The 18,329-nt window shown below is 61.7% G+C and carries 19 protein-coding genes; 11 read left to right on the top strand and 8 right to left on the bottom strand.

The window, feature by feature from the left end; all coding sequences use genetic code 11:
• Positions 1-52: 52 nt before the first annotated feature.
• The 3 genes from LD28_RS0102515 to mdtH all read right to left on the bottom strand — a co-directional run bounded on the left by LD28_RS0102515 (position 53) and on the right by mdtH (position 3,463).
• Positions 53-1,702: a hypothetical protein gene (locus LD28_RS0102515; RefSeq protein WP_033135455.1), complete on the bottom strand. Its 1,650-nt coding sequence runs from the start codon at positions 1,700-1,702 to the stop codon at positions 53-55.
• Positions 1,703-1,719: 17 nt separating this feature from the next.
• On the bottom strand, positions 1,720-2,127 hold the full coding sequence (locus LD28_RS0102510) for a type III secretion system chaperone (RefSeq protein ID WP_081959391.1): 408 nt from the start codon (positions 2,125-2,127) through the stop codon (positions 1,720-1,722).
• A 139-nt stretch (positions 2,128-2,266) separates the two neighbouring features.
• Complete coding sequence (gene mdtH, locus LD28_RS0102505) at positions 2,267-3,463, bottom strand: multidrug efflux MFS transporter MdtH (protein ID WP_033135453.1); 1,197 nt, start codon at positions 3,461-3,463, stop codon at positions 2,267-2,269.
• Positions 3,464-3,555: 92 nt separating this feature from the next.
• Here mdtH and LD28_RS0102500 point away from each other — a divergent pair, with 92 nt between their 5' ends.
• From LD28_RS0102500 to rimJ, 3 genes are all read left to right on the top strand, one after another.
• Positions 3,556-4,452 carry a LysR family transcriptional regulator gene (locus tag LD28_RS0102500; protein WP_033135452.1) on the top strand — a complete coding sequence of 299 codons (897 nt, stop codon included), beginning with the start codon at positions 3,556-3,558 and terminating at the stop codon, positions 4,450-4,452.
• A 107-nt stretch (positions 4,453-4,559) separates the two neighbouring features.
• Positions 4,560-5,114 carry a GNAT family N-acetyltransferase gene (locus tag LD28_RS0102495; protein WP_033135451.1) on the top strand — a complete coding sequence of 185 codons (555 nt, stop codon included), beginning with the start codon at positions 4,560-4,562 and terminating at the stop codon, positions 5,112-5,114.
• Positions 5,114-5,665: a ribosomal protein S5-alanine N-acetyltransferase gene (gene rimJ / locus LD28_RS0102490; protein WP_033135450.1), complete on the top strand. Its 552-nt coding sequence runs from the start codon at positions 5,114-5,116 to the stop codon at positions 5,663-5,665. The genes LD28_RS0102495 and rimJ overlap by 1 nt, the downstream gene beginning before the upstream one ends.
• 62 nt (positions 5,666-5,727) lie before the next feature.
• Here rimJ and LD28_RS0102485 read toward each other — a convergent pair whose 3' ends face one another.
• From LD28_RS0102485 to LD28_RS0102475, 3 genes are all read right to left on the bottom strand, one after another.
• Entirely contained in the window at positions 5,728-5,943 is a 216-nt protein-coding gene (locus tag LD28_RS0102485) for a hypothetical protein (RefSeq protein WP_033135449.1), read from the bottom strand.
• 308 nt (positions 5,944-6,251) lie between these two features.
• Positions 6,252-7,304 carry an oxidoreductase gene (locus tag LD28_RS0102480; RefSeq protein ID WP_033135448.1) on the bottom strand — a complete coding sequence of 351 codons (1,053 nt, stop codon included), beginning with the start codon at positions 7,302-7,304 and terminating at the stop codon, positions 6,252-6,254.
• A 135-nt stretch (positions 7,305-7,439) separates the two neighbouring features.
• Positions 7,440-8,603, bottom strand: a complete 1,164-nt coding sequence (locus LD28_RS0102475) for a multidrug effflux MFS transporter (RefSeq protein WP_033135447.1) — start codon at positions 8,601-8,603, stop codon at positions 7,440-7,442.
• A 237-nt stretch (positions 8,604-8,840) separates the two neighbouring features.
• Between LD28_RS0102475 and rdgB the strand changes: the two genes are divergently transcribed.
• A complete protein-coding gene (gene rdgB / locus LD28_RS0102470; RefSeq protein ID WP_033135446.1) occupies positions 8,841-9,437 on the top strand; it encodes an RdgB/HAM1 family non-canonical purine NTP pyrophosphatase in 597 nt (198 codons plus the stop codon).
• 76 nt (positions 9,438-9,513) lie between these two features.
• Entirely contained in the window at positions 9,514-10,659 is a 1,146-nt protein-coding gene (hemW, locus tag LD28_RS0102465; RefSeq protein ID WP_033135445.1) for a radical SAM family heme chaperone HemW, read from the top strand.
• A gap of 171 nt (positions 10,660-10,830) precedes the next feature.
• Here the strand turns inward: hemW and LD28_RS0102460 are convergent, their stop codons facing one another.
• Complete coding sequence (locus LD28_RS0102460) at positions 10,831-11,070, bottom strand: alternative ribosome-rescue factor A (protein ID WP_033135444.1); 240 nt, start codon at positions 11,068-11,070, stop codon at positions 10,831-10,833.
• Between the two features lie 209 nt (positions 11,071-11,279).
• Positions 11,280-11,735 (bottom strand): Zn(2+)-responsive transcriptional regulator, encoded by a 456-nt coding sequence (gene zntR / locus LD28_RS0102455; protein WP_033135443.1) that lies wholly within the window; start codon positions 11,733-11,735, stop codon positions 11,280-11,282.
• Positions 11,736-12,155: 420 nt separating this feature from the next.
• Here zntR and purH point away from each other — a divergent pair, with 420 nt between their 5' ends.
• From purH to chrA, 6 genes are all read left to right on the top strand, one after another.
• Positions 12,156-13,748, top strand: coding sequence for a bifunctional phosphoribosylaminoimidazolecarboxamide formyltransferase/IMP cyclohydrolase (gene purH, locus LD28_RS0102450; RefSeq protein WP_033135442.1), 1,593 nt, complete (start codon positions 12,156-12,158; stop codon positions 13,746-13,748).
• Between the two features lie 114 nt (positions 13,749-13,862).
• Positions 13,863-15,149, top strand: coding sequence for a phosphoribosylamine--glycine ligase (purD, locus tag LD28_RS0102445; protein WP_033135441.1), 1,287 nt, complete (start codon positions 13,863-13,865; stop codon positions 15,147-15,149).
• A 272-nt stretch (positions 15,150-15,421) separates the two neighbouring features.
• Positions 15,422-15,796, top strand: a complete 375-nt coding sequence (locus tag LD28_RS0102440; protein WP_033135440.1) for a cytochrome b562 — start codon at positions 15,422-15,424, stop codon at positions 15,794-15,796.
• Positions 15,777-16,334 (top strand): cytochrome b/b6 domain-containing protein, encoded by a 558-nt coding sequence (locus tag LD28_RS0102435; protein ID WP_033135439.1) that lies wholly within the window; start codon positions 15,777-15,779, stop codon positions 16,332-16,334. Before LD28_RS0102440 ends, LD28_RS0102435 begins: the two co-directional genes overlap by 20 nt.
• Positions 16,335-16,558: 224 nt before the next feature.
• A complete protein-coding gene (locus tag LD28_RS0102430) occupies positions 16,559-17,014 on the top strand; it encodes a nucleotide triphosphate diphosphatase NUDT15 (RefSeq protein WP_033135438.1) in 456 nt (151 codons plus the stop codon).
• Between the two features lie 73 nt (positions 17,015-17,087).
• The gene (gene chrA / locus LD28_RS0102425; RefSeq protein WP_156120082.1) at positions 17,088-18,239 is read left to right on the top strand and encodes a chromate efflux transporter; all 1,152 of its coding nucleotides are present in this window, start codon (positions 17,088-17,090) and stop codon (positions 18,237-18,239) included.
• The last annotated feature ends 90 nt before the right edge of the window (positions 18,240-18,329 follow it).

Below are 18,329 nucleotides of genomic sequence, written 5' to 3'. Positions count from 1 at the left end.
TCAGGCTAACCCTGTGTCATGGCACAGGGTTAGCTGCCGTGATGACCTGCGATCAACCTTTGGCGGCCGGAATGCCCCATTCGTTCAATCTGACTTGCCACTGTTGGCGCCCTGCATTGATCCGAAAAGGACCGAGCTGCCATGACGTTGGCATGGCCTGCCCCAGCGTGCGGGCCAGCAGCTGTTTGGCCCAGCCTGATTGGTCGACCCCCTGCCAGCTGCCACCCTGTAACTGCAGCATGGATATGACCTGACGCAGTTCGTGCAATCTGCCGATACTCTGCTCTTGCTTGAGCTGGTGCGCCTTTGCCTGAGCGGGCAGTAACCAGCCCAGCAAGCGGGCCGTGCGGCTGGGTGCGGGTTGCCGCAGAGCCTGAATGCCATCGTCCAGCACCTTGACGTAGGGCTGGGTGAGCGTGATGCCCAGCATGTCGAGGGTATGAGGGGAAAACCGATCTGCATCGGCGTTGGTCGGCAGATGCCGGGTATGAGCCTCGACCTGTTGCAGGTAGCGGTTGTTCTCCTCTCTCAGCTGGGCCGACAGCTCGCGAACCTGCGGTAGAGCGAGATGTGCCAGGGTCGTCAGGTCGATACGGGTTGCCGGGATCGGGTCGGCAGGGGGCAGGTGCTGCCCATCCAGCTCGACTTGCAGGTTGGCGGCCGCTCTGGTCAGTTTTGCCAGTGTCTGATAGACCGGCCGGTTGGCCAGCTGGCGGGTGATCTCCTGCTCCAGTTTGAGATGCTCCAGCGCCTCCTGCTGTCGTTGCTGTGCCGCCTTCTGCAGTTCGAGCGTTGGATCTGGCACATCATCGCTCGGTGCCGGAGAGGGGGGGACAACGGCTGCTGGCGGCAGCGGTTCGGCTCGCACCGCGAAGCTGAACTCCAGCCTGCCTTCGAGTTTGAAGTGACGGCCCAGAATGCCTTCCCGCCCGCTCTCTTGGGCGAAGGCGTGATAGAGCGTGCCACGGCCATGACCGGCCAGCAGGCGGTTCATCAAGTTTGCAATCTCCTCCTTGCGGGAGGGCAGGGCGTTGATCTTGACCTGTGCGCCGTTGGGGGTGTCGAGCAAGCCAAGATAGCGGCCGATCTCGGGTTGCTGCAGGTAGTCTCGCAGATACGCGGTGTGGCGCTCACTCTTGGCCGGGTCGGCGTCCAGATAGTGCTGCAGTACCTGTTTCAGCTCCAGCGCCAGTTGTAGCAGGTCGGGTTCGCTCAAGGATCTGGGCGGAAGTGGCTGGCCGCGTAGCTGACAGGATTTGCTGCCAAAGGTGCCCTTGAGGGTGATATAGCGCCCGATTTCACCGGCAGGATCCTTGACCAGCGCGTGGGTGAGCGCCTTGCCATCCGGCAGTTTTTTCAGCTGGTTGAGCAGGGTGACCAGATAGGGCAGGGGGGCTGCGGTCGCCAACGTCGGCTTGCCGAGTTCATTGCGCATCTGTCCGGCGCTCAGCAGTTCATCCAGCGCGCTCTGCTGTTCGGGATGCTGTGCCAGATAGCTCGAGATCCCCTTGCGCAGTTCGCGGTTCAGCAACTGCTGGCTATCTGGCGTCAGGGCTGGCGGGGTCGGCAGTGTCAGTTCAGCCCGTTCGGCGGCGGGAGCGGTCAGGTTGCGAAACTGGCTCACAAAGCGCCCGATGGGACTGCCCTGGGGACGAGTGGGTGTTGCGATAGTGGCGAGTGGGGCGGCTTGTTCGATTTTCATGGTGAGCTCCTTGCTGACTACTGCGCTGCGTAGAGTCGGGGTGTGAGGTCGTGAGCCAGTTCGGCAAGCTGGCCCATCAGGTTGTCGAGCAGGGGTTCATCGCAGTGGGCGAGCAAAATCTGGGCGTAGAGGGTGAGGGTTGGCACATCGCCCTCCAGCCCGAGCCAGGCACCACCCATCCGGTTGACCTCGCTATTGAGGCTCAGCCAGTGCTGCAGGTTGGCGGGTGTGAGGCTGTTGGCATCCAGCGGGCCTGTCATCGGGGTGGTGATGAGCAGCACGCTCTCATCGGGAGCGACCTCCAGCCACCACTCTCTATCCTGCTGATCCAGCAAGAGAAACATCCGGTTTTTCCCATCCGGAGCAGCATGGTCCTGCGCGCCGGAGAGGCGTGCTATCCAGTGATAAATATTGTGGTGTGACATGGCGGGCTCTCCCCTTGGCAACGTGTTGGGGCGAGTATTCCATGGTGAGGCGGGGCTATCTGTCAGTGCTGGCCGCGATTATGGCGGGAAAGGACGAACGGCAGCCCCGTGGGCGGGGCTGCCGCAGGCAAGGTGGTCGTCAGGCGGCGGCTCTGATCCCCAGTTCAGGGCGGCGGGAGAAGCAGCGGGCGAGCAGCAGCATGGTGGCAACGCCTATGGTGCCCAGCACCAGCCAGGGGAGGGCCGGTTGTCCCTGTTGCAGCGAGAAGTCATAGAGGGAGCCACCGCCCACGTAGCCGGTCATGCCTCCCAGCGCCAGCCCGAGACGGCTGAAGCCCATGTAGCTGCCACGGGCTGTGGGATTGGCAAGCCGGGTCATCAGGGTCTCCCGGGCCGGTTCACAGATAATGATCCCCAGATAGAAGCAGGCCAGCAGCACGAAGATACCGGAGAGGGTGCTGACGAAGGCGACCAGTCCGATCCCCACCGTCATCAGCAGGATACCCGCCATCAGTCGGCTCTCCAGCTTGTAGCGCCGCTCGCTGAAGCGGGCGATGGGGTAGAGCAGCGCCAGCGATAGCGCCGTTTCTAGGCTGTACATCCAGCCCACCGCCGTGGTGGAGCCTGCCAGTTGCTTGACCAGGATCGGGAAGATCAGCATCACCTGTACCCACAGCATGTAGTAGCCGCTCAGGATCAGCACCAGCCGACAGAAGGCGCGATCCGCCAGCACCTGCCCCAACCCTTCCCGCATCGGAGTCGGTTTCACCGAGATGCGGTAGGCGGGTAGCAGGATCCAGTTGCACAGGGCGGCCAGGATGAAGAGCCCCGCGCCCAGCAGGCAGACATAGGTGAAGTCAAAGCGCAGCAGCCAGCTGCCGAGCAGGGCACCGGTCACGGCCCCCGCGCTCTCCAGCATCATCAGCAGGGAGATGAAGCGGCCCCGCTCATGGGGGCGGGTAAATTTGATCACCAGCGCAGCCCGTGGCGGGTCAAACAGGCAGCCACCTAGACCGGACAAGAAGCAGGAGAAGATCAGCATGGCGCCGCTGTCGGCCCAGGCCAGGGTGGCGAAGCCCAACGCCCGCAACAGCATGCCGGTGACGATGAGCGGACGGGCCCCGAAGCGGTCGGCCAGCGAACCACCAAAGACCCCCAACCCCTGCTGGGTCAGCTGGCGCAGACCGAGGGCCAGCCCCACCAGACCCGCCGCCCAGCCTAGCTGATCGACGAAGCGCAGGCTGATCATCGGCATCACCACAAAGAAACCCAGGATCACCAATGTGGTATCCAACGCCACAAACCAGCGTCCCCAAAACCTCGCCCTATCGACCATAACGCCCTCTCATTCATAGATACCTTCATTCTGGAGAGGGTTTAGATATAGTGGTAGACGACGACTACCTATATTTCATATCAGGATTATTTATGTCTATGGATCTGGATGATCTGCAATTGCTGCTGGATGTCGCCGAGCTGGGCAGCTTCAGTCAGGCGGCGGCCATCCGTGGCTGGTCACAGCCGCTGGTGAGTCAGCGCATTGCCCAGCTGGAGGAGAGCCTCGGGGCACCGCTGTTTCAGCGTCATCGGCGCGGGGTGACGCCGACCCGCGCCTGCGAGCAGTTTCTGCCCTCTGCCCGCTCGGCCCTGGCGACCCTGAGCGAAGGGCGGCTGGCTTTGCAGGGGGCGCCGGCGCTGCCCTGCATCCGTCTCTCCAGCCTGCCATCCCTCACCTCGGTGGTGTTTGGCTCACTGCTGATGGAGCTGGTGGACGAGCCGTTCGAGATCCGCTGCGCCACGGATCACTCCGGCGAGATCATGCAGTCGCTGCTGACCGGGGAGGCCGATATCGGCTTTGTGCTCAAGCGCCCGCCCGTCGCTGGCCTGCAGATGGAGCTGCTCTGCTGCTCCCCCATCATCGCCATTGCGTCGCCGCTGCATCCGCTGGCCGGTTGTCACGGCCTCACTCTGGAGGATATTGCCGACCAGCGGCTGGCGCCTCAGGTGTGGGGGCCGGGCTGTGACGCCTTTATCCAGCAGTTGCGGCGGCTGCGGCGGGCGGCCAGCCCCCTGCATGCGGTGCAGCCCGCCAGTGCGGCTCGCGATCTGGCGCTGGAACACGGTTTTATCACCCTGATGCCTGAGCTGGCCATCAAGCGGGATCTGGAGGTGGGGCGGCTGGTCAGGCTCGATGTGCGCAATCTGCCGCAGGAGCATTGGGATGTGATGATGGCGTGGCGTGGGGGCAAGCGCCCCAATCCGGCCCGGGAAACGGTATTGGCCACCGCCCGCACGCTGGCAAAGCGTTGGCGCCACGAGGGGTGAATCCGAAGGTGGCTGGTGGTGTGCAAAAGGGTTGGCGCGACCAGTAGCGATTGGCTACATTGGGTGGCTGGTTCGCTATTTGCTCACTGATTTGAAAGGAGAATCCCATGTTTTCATGGCAGTTGGACGATGAGCTTGCGCTGCTCTTCTTGCAGCCCGATATGGCGAGCGAACTGTTTGCCCTTTGCCATGACAACCGGGAGTACCTCTCCCAGTGGCTGCCCTGGCCGCCTCTTATGCAGCGGCCTGCTGATTACTCCCTGTTCATTCGCAGTGCCATCGAGAAGTTCGCCCGCGGCGAGGGGCTCACCACCGCCATCGAGTATCAGGGGGAGGTGGTGGGCGTTATCAGTTACAACCGCATCGACCAAGATCTTGGCAAGGTGGTCATCGGTTACTGGCTGGCGGAGCGCTGGCAGGGCAACGGCATCATCACCCGGGCCTGCCAGGCCCTGATCCATCACGCTTTCGAGGAGATGGGGATGGAGAAGGTGGAGATCAGTGCTGCGACTGACAATGAACCCAGCAGAGCCGTCTGTGAACGGCTCGGAATGCAGCTGGAGGGGGTGACCCGGCGGGCAGAGCGGCTGGGCAACCGGATTGTGGACCATGCCCACTACAGCCTGCTGCGTGACGAGTGGCTAAGACAGAGGGAGGCCTGATGGCACTGCCACATATCAAGACGGCCCGTACCCACCTGACCATACTGTCACCGGATCAGGCCCCCATGATGCTCGACTTCTACCGGCGCAACCGCGCCCATCTCGCCCCCTGGGAGCCGCTGCGGGACGATCACTTCTACACCCTCTCTTACTGGCATGCCCGGCTGCAGGACAGTTACAGCCAGTTCTTCAATGGCACCGGCGTCAATCTGGTGGCCCTCGATCCGGCTGGCGAGCGGGTGATCGCCACCTGCAACTTCAGCAATATCCTGATGGGGATCTTCAAGGCGTGTCATCTCGGGTACGCCATCGACCAGCAGCATCAGGGGCAGGGGGTGATGGGAGAGGTGCTGTCAGCCGCCATCGACTACCTGTTTCGGGAGCATGATCTGCATCGCATCATGGCCTGCTATATGCCTGCCAACCAGCGCAGTGGCGCCCTGCTGGAGCGGCTCGGTTTCGAGCGGGAGGGGTTCGCGCGGGCGTATCTGATGATCAATGGCCGTTGGGAGGATCACATCCTCACCTCGCTGATTAATCCGGCGCCCTGAGCGATAGATAAAAAAACGGGCCCGAAGTTGCCTTCGGACCCGTCTTCGAATGAGGTGCAGGCTTAGTTGGCCTTGGCATCGCTCACTGCAGCTTCAACCTTGGTGGCAGCTTCGTCAGCCGCTTTTTCTACGGTTGCAGTCGCTTCGGAAGCGGCTTTTTCTACAGTTGCAGCAACTTCGGCGGCCGGAGCAGCAGCAGGCGCGGCAGCTTTTTCTTCTTTCTGACCGCAAGCGGTCAACATCAGACCCAGGATACCGGCTACCAGTACTTTGTTCATGTGCATACCCTCAAAAAAAGATGGAGAGATGGTCTGTGCAACCATCACAGCGCCCGCTGTGGCCCGGTATTGAAACAAGAGGCCGGGAGGCAGAGAGCGCGCGAAATATAGCCCCATTAGTTGCCGATGAAAACGGATATCACAATGACATTTTTTCGTGCCGTAGATAAAAAGCACCACTGCAACGACTGATATCAATACAAGATGCCGTCAAGATGGCGAAAATGCACAATAAACCACCACTTTATGGCTTCCGGTTAGCACGTTGACTGAATTTTGCTCCCGGCGGAGTGGTGAGAGTAAGGGCTTTAGTCAGACAGCTTCTGACAGGGCAGCCGTTTTCCCTCAAGGTGGCTCTGACGGGCCAGATCCAGCAGCGCCATCACCGCCAGCGCTTCGCATGCTGGCACCGGGTTGCTCCCTTCTCCCTTGATGGCGGCACAGATACCGCGATAGTAGGCGCCATAATCCCCCGCCTCGCCGACCACGCTCTGCTGCTGCAACTGACCCTCCGCAATGCGGCTGAGCTGACCGGGTTCACTATCCACGCCCCAATCCGCGGCCGGTGGCCGCTTGCCCTGCTTGAGCTGATCTTCCTGCACATCCATACCGAATTTCACGAAAGAACCACTGCTGCCGTGGATAACGAAGCGCGGCATGGTGGCCGAGACCAGACAGCTGCCGTGCAGAATGACCCGCAGCTGTTCACCATAGCCCAGCACCACGTGGAAGTAGTCGTCCGCCAGTGCGGCGGGGCGCTGCTCGGCGAGATCGGCCTGCAGCCAGTCCGGCTGCCCGAACAGCTGCAGCGCCTGATCCAGCACGTGAGGGCCGAGATCGAACCAGAGGCCGGAACCGGGGCCACCCGCTTCGCGCCAGCGTTGACGCACCTCGGGGCGATAGCGATCGAAGTGCGACTCGAACTGGGCGATCTGCCCCAGCGCCCCTTCTGCCAGCAGACGGCGCACGGTAAGAAAATCCCCGTCCCAGCGGCGGTTGTGGAAGATGCTGAGTAGTCGCTGCTGTTTTTCGGCCAGCTCGACCAGCGCTTGCGCTTCGGCCAGATCCAGTGCAAAGGGCTTGTCGATCACCACATGTTTGCCTGCCAGCAGTGCCTGGCGGGCCAGCGGAGCGTGGGTATCGTTGGGGGTGGCGATCACCACCAGATCGACGCTGTCATCGCTCAGCACCTCCTCCAGTGAACCGACCCGGCAGCCGGGCAGGTCGGCCTGCACCTTGGCGGCATCGCGGCTCACCACCCAGCCGAGGGACAAGCCCGGCGTGGTGGAGAGGAAGGGGGCGTGGAAGGTCTTGCCTGCAAAGCCATAGCCCACCAGGGCTGCGTTGAGAGTGTGGCTCATCGGGAGTTCTCCGCTGACATCGAGTGAGTGGGGTTGCCATCGCAGGTGAGCTGCCGGATGGCCATATGCTGTAAAGGTGATACAAACGAGAAGGGGGCCGATGGCCCCCTGAGTGTGCCCATCAGAGCACAGGATTTATTGCAAACACAAGCTGCGGCCGCGGCGGGTCATCAGCATCACCAAGGGTGGCAGCAGCAGCCACATATGCAGCGCCAGCTGACTGAGCGGGTCGTGCATCAGGGCGCCGGTCAGGCCAACCAAGGCGCCGGATCCACTCATCTGGAACAGGCCGAGCAAGGCGGCGGCGGTACCGGCGCAGTGGCCGAACGGTGCCAGCGCCATCCCGGCGGCAGAGCCCAGAATCATGGCAAAGCCGATGCTGGAGAGGAATACCGGTCCCATCATCGCCAGCGGATGTTCGATGTGCATCGCCAGGGTCAGGGCGATGGCCGAGAGCATCAACACCAGCAGGCCGATGCGCAGGGTGCGTCTTGGCCCCACTTTGGCGATAAAGCGCGGCGCCATGAAGCAGGCCAGAATGTTGAGCGCGGCGTTGGCGGTAAACCAGTAGCTAAAGCCGCTCATATCCAGCCCCAGCTTCACCATCAGTTGCACCGGTGCGGCGGTGACGTAGGCGAGGATCACCGCCATCGCCAGCATGCACAGCGCCGCGTTGAACAGGAAGCTGGGGGAGCGCAGCACCGGGCTGTAGCGGGACCAGCTGATGAGGGCCCCTTCGCTGCGGGTCTCCTCCGGGCGGGTCTCCGGCATCCGCCACAGCAGCCAGCTGCCGACGATGACCGCATAACCGGCCATAAACCAGAAGTTGGCAGACCAGCCCGCCTGGGCGGTGAGCCAGCCACCGAGCAGGGGGGCCAGCGCCGGAATAAAGCAGATGGCGCCATTGAGATAGGAGATCATCTGGCCGCTCTTTTTCGGGCCGTAGCTGTCACGCACCACCGAGAAGGCGGCCACCGAGGTGGCGCAGGCACCGAAGCCCTGTAACACCCGGGCCAGCATCAGCTCGCCGAGGCTGGCGGCAAAACCGGCCCCCAGCGCGCTCAGACCATAGAGCAGCACACCACCCAGGGCGATGGGCTTGCGACCGTAGCGATCGGCCAGCGGCCCGACCAGCAGTTGCCCCAGCCCCATGCTGAACAGGAACCAGGTGATGGTGCCCTGCATCAGCGTCACTTCGGCACCCAGCTGCTCGGCCATCTGCGGAATGGCGGGCAGGTAGATGTCGATCGCCAGCGGACTGAACAGCACCAGTAGTACGAGTAAAAGTATCAATGGCATCTGTCACCTCTTTCATCAGCCAGGTTAATGAATTGGGGCGCGAGTCTACTGACTCACAGTAATGAATAGAAATGGTATTTAATCACTTTGGTTATTCCATTATGGAAACGTGTATTAAAAGCGGATTATTCCCTGGCGTCGAATCACCCGTAACCCCATCACAGCGGGTGTAATTGGCGCTTTTACTAAACGCTTGTGCCGCATAGAATGCGCAGATTATTTTTGCGGAGGTGCTCGATGAACAAGCTTGTCCTGGCAACAGGTAACCAGAAAAAGGTGAAGGAATTGGCCGCCATGCTCGCCGAGATGAAAATCCAGGTGATTCCGCAGAGCGAGTTTGCAGTCTCCGATGCCGACGAAACCGGCACCACCTTCGTCGAGAATGCCATCATCAAGGCTCGCCACGCCGCTCGTATTACCGGTCTGCCCGCCGTTGCCGATGACTCCGGTCTGGAAGTCGACCTGTTGCAAGGGCGCCCCGGCGTCTACTCCGCCCGTTTTGCCGGTGCGGGGGCCAGTGACAAGGCCAACATCGAGAAGCTGCTCGGCGAGTTGCAAGGTGCCCCCGAGTACCTGAAGAGCGCCCGTTTCTGGTGCGTGCTGGTCTATATGCGCCACGCCGACGATCCCACCCCCATCATCTGTCAGGCCAGCTGGGAGGGGATGATTATCGACGAGCCGCGCGGTCAGCACGGTTTCGGCTACGACCCCGTCTTCTTCGTGCCGGATCACGACTGCACTGCCGCCCAGATGCCAAGCGAGCTGAAGAACCAGCTCAGCCATCGCGGTCAGGCGCTGGCCAAGCTCAAAGCGGCGCTGGCCGCGGCGCACTGAGTCATTTCGCCACCTCGTCGATCACGCATTGTCATCTACAATGGGGGCCTTGAGCCCCCGTTTTATTGGAAGCCCCATGCTGCAACTGCCGCCGCTCTCTCTCTATATTCATGTGCCCTGGTGCGTCCAGAAGTGCCCCTACTGTGACTTCAACTCCCATGCCCAGAAGGGGGATCTGCCTCACCTCGAATATGTCGCCGCCCTGCTGGAGGATCTGGATCAGGATCTGAAGTGGGCGCAGGGGCGGCCGCTCTCCTCCATCTTTATCGGCGGTGGCACCCCCAGCCTGTTGACGGTGGAGGCGATGCAAACCTTGCTGGATGGGGTGCGGGCCCGTATTCCGCTCACGGCAGATTGCGAGATCACCATGGAGGCCAACCCGGGCACGGTGGAGGCGGACAAGTTCGCCGGCTTCCAACGGGCCGGTATCAACCGCATCTCCATCGGGGTGCAGAGCTTCCAGCAGGAGAAGCTGACCCGCCTCGGCCGTATTCACGGCCCGGAAGAGGCGCGCAAGGCGGCCGCACTGGCCCACGCCATTGCGCTGCCGACCTTCAATCTGGATCTGATGCACGGTCTGCCGGATCAGAGTCTGGATGATGCCCTTTATGATCTGCAGCAGGCCATCGACTGCGCCCCGCCGCACCTCTCCTGGTATCAGCTCACCATAGAGCCGAACACGGCGTTTGCCTCCAAACCGCCCAAACTGCCGGAAGATGACACCCTGTGGGACATCTACGAGCAGGGCCACGCCATGCTCACCGCCAGCGGTTATCGCCAGTACGAGATCTCGGCTTACGCCAAAGAGGGTTACCAGTGCCATCACAACCTCAACTACTGGCGCTTCGGCGACTATCTGGGGATTGGCTGTGGCGCCCACGGCAAGATGACCGATCTCGCCTCTGGCCAGATCCTGCGCACCGCCAAGGTGAAGCATCCGAAAGGGTATCTGGACAAGAGTCGCCCCTATCTGGACGAGCAGTGGCAGGTGACGGCAGACGATCTGCCGCTCGAGTACTTTATGAACCGCTTCCGGCTGTTCGAACCGGCCCCCAAGGCGGAGTTCGAGGCCTATACCGGCTTGCCGCTGGAGCGGGTGGAGACGGTGCTCACCATCGCCCAGAGCAAGGAGCTGATCGAGGACTTGGGGGAGAGCTGGCAGCTTACCTCCCTCGGCCACCGCTACCTCAATGTGTTGCTCGAACTCTTTATGGATGAGTGAAAACGGGTTCACGATCTTGCTGCGAAGCCGTGATCAAGGCTCCTGCGCTGCTCTTCACCTTGCTGACAGCTTCTCGCGACAGGTCGCGAACCAGTTTTGGCGAACCGTGTTTCGAGATAACAATCAGGGCGCCATTGGCGCCCTGATTGTTGATGGTCGGTAGAAACCCGCTCAGCAGCAGACGCTGATCATCTGCTGTTGGCCGGGCTCCCACCGCTTGCCAAATTTGGCCTTGCGCTGGTAACTCCCCTTGCCCTTCTTGTTGCGCTCGACCCGGCTGCGAAACAGCGGATCACAGAGCAGGGCGTGCAGATGGTTATCCTTTATCTCGCCGCGCTGATGGGCATAGTTGCCCCCTTGCGCATGCTCCTCACGGGGGAGGGCGGGTTGGTCGACCCGAGTTTTGGCCATGATTGCTCCTCTTCTTTTCTCTTGGTGTACTGACTCTGGTTTCAGGATGGCGGTTTTCACTGCGGGCGCCTGTTCAGGTGAACGCCCGGCAACCGGATGCACTGGCACCGGTTAAAAACGCGGCGATTTTGTCACCAAATCGCCGCCGGAGCAATGAGTCGGGCGCGCCGAGTCAGCCGCACTGAGTCAGGCTGGTCAGGCACATAGTGTCAGCCGTGAACGTGGTCATGCTCGTCGTGGCTGTGATGCTCGTGATGGGCCGGGGCGCCAGATTCCAGCGTCTCGAGGATGGCGCAGTGCTCCGCCGAGCGAGGGCCGCCGCAGCAGATATTGGAGAGCTCGCGCAGGTTGTCGCGAAAGCGGGTCAGCTCGATGATCTTCTGCTCTACCTGGGCCAGCTTGGTGTCGGCCACCGCTTTCACCTCCTGACAGGTCACCTTGGCCTTGTGGGTATCGAGGTCGAGCAGCTCGCCGATGTCGGCCAGCGAGAATCCCACCGACTTGGCGCGAATGATGAACTCCAGCCGCCGCTTGTCCTGTTCGCTGTAGAGGCGGTAGCCGGATTCGTTGCGGATCCCCGGTGAGATAAGCCCATTCTTCTCGTAAAAACGCAGAGTATCTGCCTTGACCCCGCACGCCTTGGCCAGTTCACCGATCCGATACATGCTCTCTCCCCTTGGATGTATGCCGCAACAAAAACCGGAATCCACTATCGCCCCTTTGCCAATCGATTGCCAGCCAAGGGCATAAAAGGGGCAGATAAACGTCACCTTCCTGCCCTTTTTCCCATAAAACACTGAAAGTGCAAACGTTTCGAAAAAATCAAGTGGAAAACGTTTAACGCCGCGCCAGATAAGGCTTTGCAGTTTTAAAAAATCCACCACAGGTCACATTTTTTGTGTAGAATACGCGCCCATAACAGAGCGCTGCGTCAAGCGGGCATTTCTTAAAACACGTTTGCCTTTGGATGACTATCCGGGTGAGAGTGGTTTGCGAAATCCCCCACTTCCATTTATTTGGGGACTCTCTGTGTTGAGCCTCGCCTCCCATGGAACGGTCCCCGTTATGTTGAGGACGATAGTGTGATGGAACAAGCTCGACCCATTCGCCGTGCACTGCTGAGTGTGTCTGACAAAACTGGCATTCTGGAATTTGCCAAGGCACTCAACGAGCGTGGTGTTGCCCTGCTCTCCACGGGCGGTACCGCCAAGCTGCTTGGCGAGGCGGGTCTGCCGGTGACCGAGGTCTCCGACTACACGGGTTTCCCTGAAATGATGGATGGCCGGGTCAAGACCCTGCATCCCAAGGTTCATGGCGGCATCCTCGGCCGTCGGGATCAGGATGATGCCATCATGGCCCAGCACGCTATCTCCCCCATCGACATGGTTGTCGTCAACCTCTACCCCTTTGCTGCTACCGTTGCCAAAGCGGGTTGCACCCTGGCCGATGCGGTCGAGAACATCGACATCGGCGGCCCGACCATGGTTCGCTCTGCGGCTAAAAACCACAAAGATGTTGCCATCGTCGTCAACGCTGCCGACTACGATCGGGTTATTCGCGAAATGGATGGCAACGGCAACAGCCTGAAACTGGCGACCCGTTTCGATCTGGCCATCGCCGCCTTCGAGCACACCGCCGCCTACGACGGCATGATCGCCAACTACTTCGGTACCATGGTGCCCTCTTATGGCGACAACAAGGAGGGTGACGAGGAGTCCCGCTTCCCGCGCACCTTCAACAGCCAGTTCATCAAGAAGCAGGACATGCGCTACGGCGAAAACAGCCATCAGGCTGCCGCTTTCTACGCCGAAGAGCATGCCGCGCCGGGTTCCGTCTCCAGCGCTACCCAGCTGCAGGGCAAGGCGCTCTCCTACAACAACATCGCCGACACCGACGCGGCGCTGGAGTGCGTGAAGGAGTTCAGTGAGCCAGCCTGCGTCATCGTCAAGCATGCCAACCCTTGCGGCGTGGCCATCGGTGACGACCTGCTGAGTGCCTACGATCGCGCCTACCAGACCGACCCCACCTCGGCCTTCGGCGGCATCATCGCCTTCAACCGCGAGTTGGATGGCGCCACTGCGGCAGCCATCGTGGCCCGCCAGTTTGTCGAAGTGATCATCGCCCCGACGGTGAGCCAGGAGGCCCGCGACGCGGTCGCCGCCAAGCAGAACGTGCGCCTGCTGGAGTGCGGTCAGTGGACGGCACCGGCGCAAGGGTTTGACCTCAAGCGCGTCAACAGCGGCCTGCTGGTGCAGGAGCGGGATCTCGGCATGGTGACTCTGGGTGACCTGACCGTGGTCAGCAAGCGCCAGCCGACCGAGGCTGAGCTGCAAGATCTGCTGTTCTGCTGGAAAGTGGCCAAGTTCGTCAAATCCAATGCCATTGTCTACGCCAAAGATGGTCAGACCATCGGCGTCGGTGCGGGCCAGATGAGCCGCGTCTACTCCGCCAAAATCGCCGGTATCAAGGCGGCGGATGAAGGGCTGACCGTGGCGGGCTCTGTCATGGCGTCCGATGCCTTCTTCCCGTTCCGCGACGGTATCGATGCTGCCGCGCAGGCCGGTATCTCCTGCGTGATCCAGCCGGGTGGCTCGATGCGCGATCAGGAGGTGATCGACGCCGCCGACGAGCACGGCATGTGCATGGTGTTCACCAACATGCGCCATTTCCGTCATTGATGGGTCAGGGGCTGCCGATGGCGGCCCTTTTGTTGTCTCTTTTCAACTGACTATTTCCACTGGCTGACGGCCCGGGTGGCCGTCCAGTGACCCCAAATAGAAGCGAGCGATACGATGAAAGTACTGATCATTGGCAACGGTGGCCGCGAACACGCCCTGGCCTGGAAGGCCAAACACTCTCCACTGGTACGTCACGTCTTCGTGGCGCCGGGCAATGCGGGCACCCAGCTTGAGCCAGGTGTCGAAAACGTTGCCATCGAGGCGACCGATATCGAAGGGCTGCTGGCCTTTGCCAAAGAGAAGCGGGTCGGCCTCACCATCGTCGGGCCGGAAGCACCGCTGGTGAAAGGGGTGGTGGATGCCTTCCGCGCTGCCGGTCAGCCCATCTTCGGTCCGACCGCTGCCGCTGCCCAGCTGGAGGGCTCCAAGGCCTTCACCAAGGATTTCCTAGCTCGTCACGCTATCCCGACTGCCGAGTACCAGAACTTCACCGAGGTGGAGCCTGCGCTCGCCTACCTGCGCGAGAAGGGCGCCCCCATCGTCATCAAGGCCGATGGTCTGGCGGCGGGCAAGGGGGTGATTGTCGCCATGACCTTGCAGGAAGCGGAAGACGCGGTGCGCGACATGCTCTCCGGCAATGCCTTTGGCGAAGCGGGCTCCCGGGTGGTGATCGAGGAGTTTCTGGATGGCGAAGAGGCGAGCTTCATCGTCATGGTTGATGGCGAGCACGTGCTGCCGATGGCCACCAGTCAGGATCACAAGCGGGTTGGCGATGGTGATACAGGCCTCAACACCGGCGGTATGGGGGCTTACTCCCCGGCACCGGTAGTGACCGCCGAGGTGCACCGGAAGGTGATGGAGCAGGTGATCATGCCGACCGTGCGCGGTATGGCGGCCGAAGGCAACGTCTACACCGGTTTCCTCTACGCCGGTCTGATGATCGACGGCGCAGGCAATCCCAAGGTGATCGAGTTCAACTGCCGCTTTGGCGATCCCGAGACCCAGCCCATCATGCTGCGGATGCAGTCCGATCTGGTGGAGCTCTGTCTGGCCGCTTGCGAGGGCAAGCTGGATCAGAAAGAGGCCATCTATGATCCCCGTGCCGCCATCGGCGTGGTACTGGCGGCAGGGGGCTATCCCGGCGATTACAGCAGCAATCACCCCATCAGCGGCCTGCCGGTGGATGAGGTGGCGGGCGAGAAGGTGTTCCATGCCGGTACCCGGCTGGAGGGCGATACCAGCCTGACCCAGGGTGGCCGTGTGCTGTGTGCCACCGCCCTTGGTCACACTGTTGCCGAAGCCCAGCTGCGTGCCTATCAGCTTGCTGGCCGCATCAAGTGGGATGGCGTCTTCTACCGCAAGGATATCGGCTGGCGCGCCATCGCTCGCGAACAGGAGTAACTGGCGCAAGCCATTGGCCACCTGACTCAGACCCCGCTACGGCGGGGTTTTTTGTCTACTCTGCATCACTCATCATCTTGCCGTGTGCCGCTGGCGTTCAATCAGTTACCAAGTGCAAACAAACACGGCATATCTGTCACTATTTGCCACATAAAACAGCATTTTTCACAAACGTTTCACTATGAGTCATGGCATTATGCTGAGAATGAACTCCTGTGTGGATTCATAATTAGCCCTCACAATTCGAGCATGTCGTTATATAAGGAAATCCCATGTTGAAAACTGTTCGCCCCCTGCTGCTGCCCCTGATGTTTGGCCTGATGACCCTGCCTGCCATGGCGGGAGATCTGGAGCAGCCGATGAAGAAGATTGGCTTCAACTACAAGCAGGCCGTCAAGGCTGATGATGCGGCCACCATGGAGAAGTACATCAACGAGATGAAGGCCCAGCTGGATGTGGCCAAGCAGAAGAACATGCCTGCCGCCAAGAAAGAGAAGTTCCTCGAAGGGATGAACGAGGTACAGACCGAGCTGGATGCCAGTCTGGCGGCACTCAAGGCCGGTGACGAAGCCAAGGCGCGCGAGCATCTGGCCAAGGTCACCGACCTGAAGAAGGAGTACCACAAATATGCCAAGCAGAAAGGGTGAGCCTTTTCGCTGGGACGCGCTGGTTCGCCTGACCCACTGGGGGGTTGCTGCTGTTTGCATCAGCAATCTCTGGGTTAACGAAGCGGGGGAGGAGTGGCATGAGTGGCTGGGTTACAGCGCGATTGCCCTGATCACCCTGCGGCTGTTGTGGGGCCTGACCTTTGCCAAAGAGGATGCCCGTCTGGGCGCCCTTATTCCCAATGGGGATGATTTTCGCCAGCAGGTACGGGATATGCGCGAGCGGCATCCCCCGGCGCCGGGCCATCACGGCAGCGGCAAACTGGCTGTGTGGGCGTTCTGGCTGGTCGTACTGGCCACCGCGGGCAGCGGCTGGTTTCAAAATACCGAGATGGGTTTTGAACTGGGGGCTGACGAGTGGCATGAGTGGTGCGTGGTGGCGTTGCAGGGGCTGATTGGCCTGCATCTGCTGGCCATCGTGCTCACCTCCTGGCGTCAGCGTAGCAATCTGGTCACCCGGATGCTGCCTGCCATCGGGCGTCGCGCATCCATCCAGAGCGGTAGCAACGAGCAACCCTGAGGCTCAGCATTAGGCTCCTTGTCTCTGCGTGAGGCGCCTGATCCGGACCCTGCCCAGACCCGCCCATGGCGGGTCTTTTTTTACTGACATCCGCAGCCGTTGTCTCGGCGGTTGGTGCGGATAGGTCAGGCGCAGGCGTCGCAGTCGAGTCAACGGCAGCTTGTCATGCTCAGTTATCGGGCCTAAGGTAGGCCGTTTTCATCGCCTCATTGAAGGAGCCTCCCATGTCCACCCTCTATCCCCGCGTCGGTGTCGGCGTCATTCTGACCAACGTTCATGGCCAGGTACTGCTTGGCAAACGCAAGGGGAGCCACGCCCCCTACTGGTCCATTCCGGGCGGTCACCTTGAATTGGGGGAGAGCTTCGAGTCGGCGGCGATCCGCGAGGTGGCCGAAGAGACCGGGCTGGCGATCAGCGCGCCCGAGGTGGTGGCGGTGACCAATAATCTGGAGACCTGGCGCGAGAGCGGGCTGCACTATATCTCGGTCACCCTGCTGGCGCAGACCGATGGCGAGCCGCAACTGCTGGAGCCGGAGAAGTGCGAAGGCTGGGTCTGGTGCGATCCGCGCGCGCTGCCCGAGCCCCACTTCGATGCCAGCCGCCAGTCCATCGCCTGCTGGCTGGCGGGACGCTGCTACTTGCCGAGTGATGTGCCAGTGGTGTCGGGCGGATCAGCCTGATTGTCATAAAACGATCATCGCGCTGTCATATTATCCCCCCTCCATCGGTGGGAGAGGGATGAGGGGGAAGGGAGTGGGACAGGTATTTCTGCAGTTTTTGTGGCTGGGCTGTGTCAGTTTTGGCGGCCCGGCCGCCCATATCGGGTATTTCCAGCGCACGTTTGTCCAGCGGCTCGGCTGGCTGAGTCAGGCCGACTTTGCCCGCTTGCTGGCGCTCTGCCAGTTGCTGCCGGGGCCTGCCTCCAGCCAGCTCGGCTTTGCCATCGGTCGCCATCGCGCCGGTCTGGGCGGGGCGCTGGCCGCCTTTGTCGGCTTCACGCTTCCCTCATTTTTTCTGCTGCTGGCGGCCGCGATCGGCATCGGCCAGCTGGGCAGCAATCTGTGGCTCGATGCGGCCCTGCACGGCCTCAAGCTGCTGGCGCTCATTGTGGTGGCCGATGCGGTGCTCACCATGAGCCGCCAGTTCTGCGCCACGCTACTGACCCAGGGGATCATGGTGGCGACAGCTGCGGCGCTCTGGTGGCAACCCGGCCTGCTGACCCAGCTGCTGATGCTGGCGGGGGCAGCGCTGATCTGTGCCCGCAGCCAGCGCGGGGCAGGCAGTGTACCAGCCACCGCCGAGTCGCCTTCAACCACCACCAGCCAGCCAAACTGGCTGCTTCTGCTGCTCTTTGCCGCCCTCTTTGTCGGCCTGCCGCTGCTCGGTAGTCCGATTGGCCAGCTGGTGGCCGACTTTTACCGCGCCGGAGCGCTGGTATTTGGCGGCGGTCATGTGGTGCTGCCGCTGCTGGCCGAGAGCGTGGGCCACACCCTCAGCGAGCAGCAGTTTCTGACCGGTTACAGTCTGGCCCAGTTGGTGCCGGGCCCCATGTTTACCCTCGCTACCTACCTTGGCGCTCAGTTGCTGCCCGAGATGCCACTGATCGGGGCCTTGTCGGCGACGTTTGCGCTCTTTGCGCCCGGCTTTCTGCTGCTCTGGGCGGTCGGCCCTTGCTGGCAACAGTGGTTGGCCCGGCCCCGTCTGGCGGGCGCCGTCACCGGCATCAACGCCGCCGTGGTGGGACTCTTGCTGGCCGCGCTCTATCAGCCGGTGTGGCAGAGCGCGGTGCTGGCGCCGACCGATCTGGCGCTGGCCGCCATCGGTTTTTATCTGCTGCGGGTGGTGAAGCTGCCGATACTGGCCATCGCGGCCCTGCTGGTGATGGCGGTCCTGCTGCAAGGCTGATGGGCAACCTTTCTCTGCGGATCTGCTTCTCTGGCGATTGTTTCGAGATCGGAGGGGGGCAGTGGGGGCTGTTGAGGGGGGGATGTGGGG

This window comes from Aeromonas finlandensis, assembly GCF_000764645.1.
Taxonomy (GTDB): domain Bacteria; phylum Pseudomonadota; class Gammaproteobacteria; order Enterobacterales; family Aeromonadaceae; genus Aeromonas; species Aeromonas finlandensis.
Note: the sequence above shows the minus strand (reverse complement) of the source record. Positions and strands in the feature narration are given on the sequence as shown.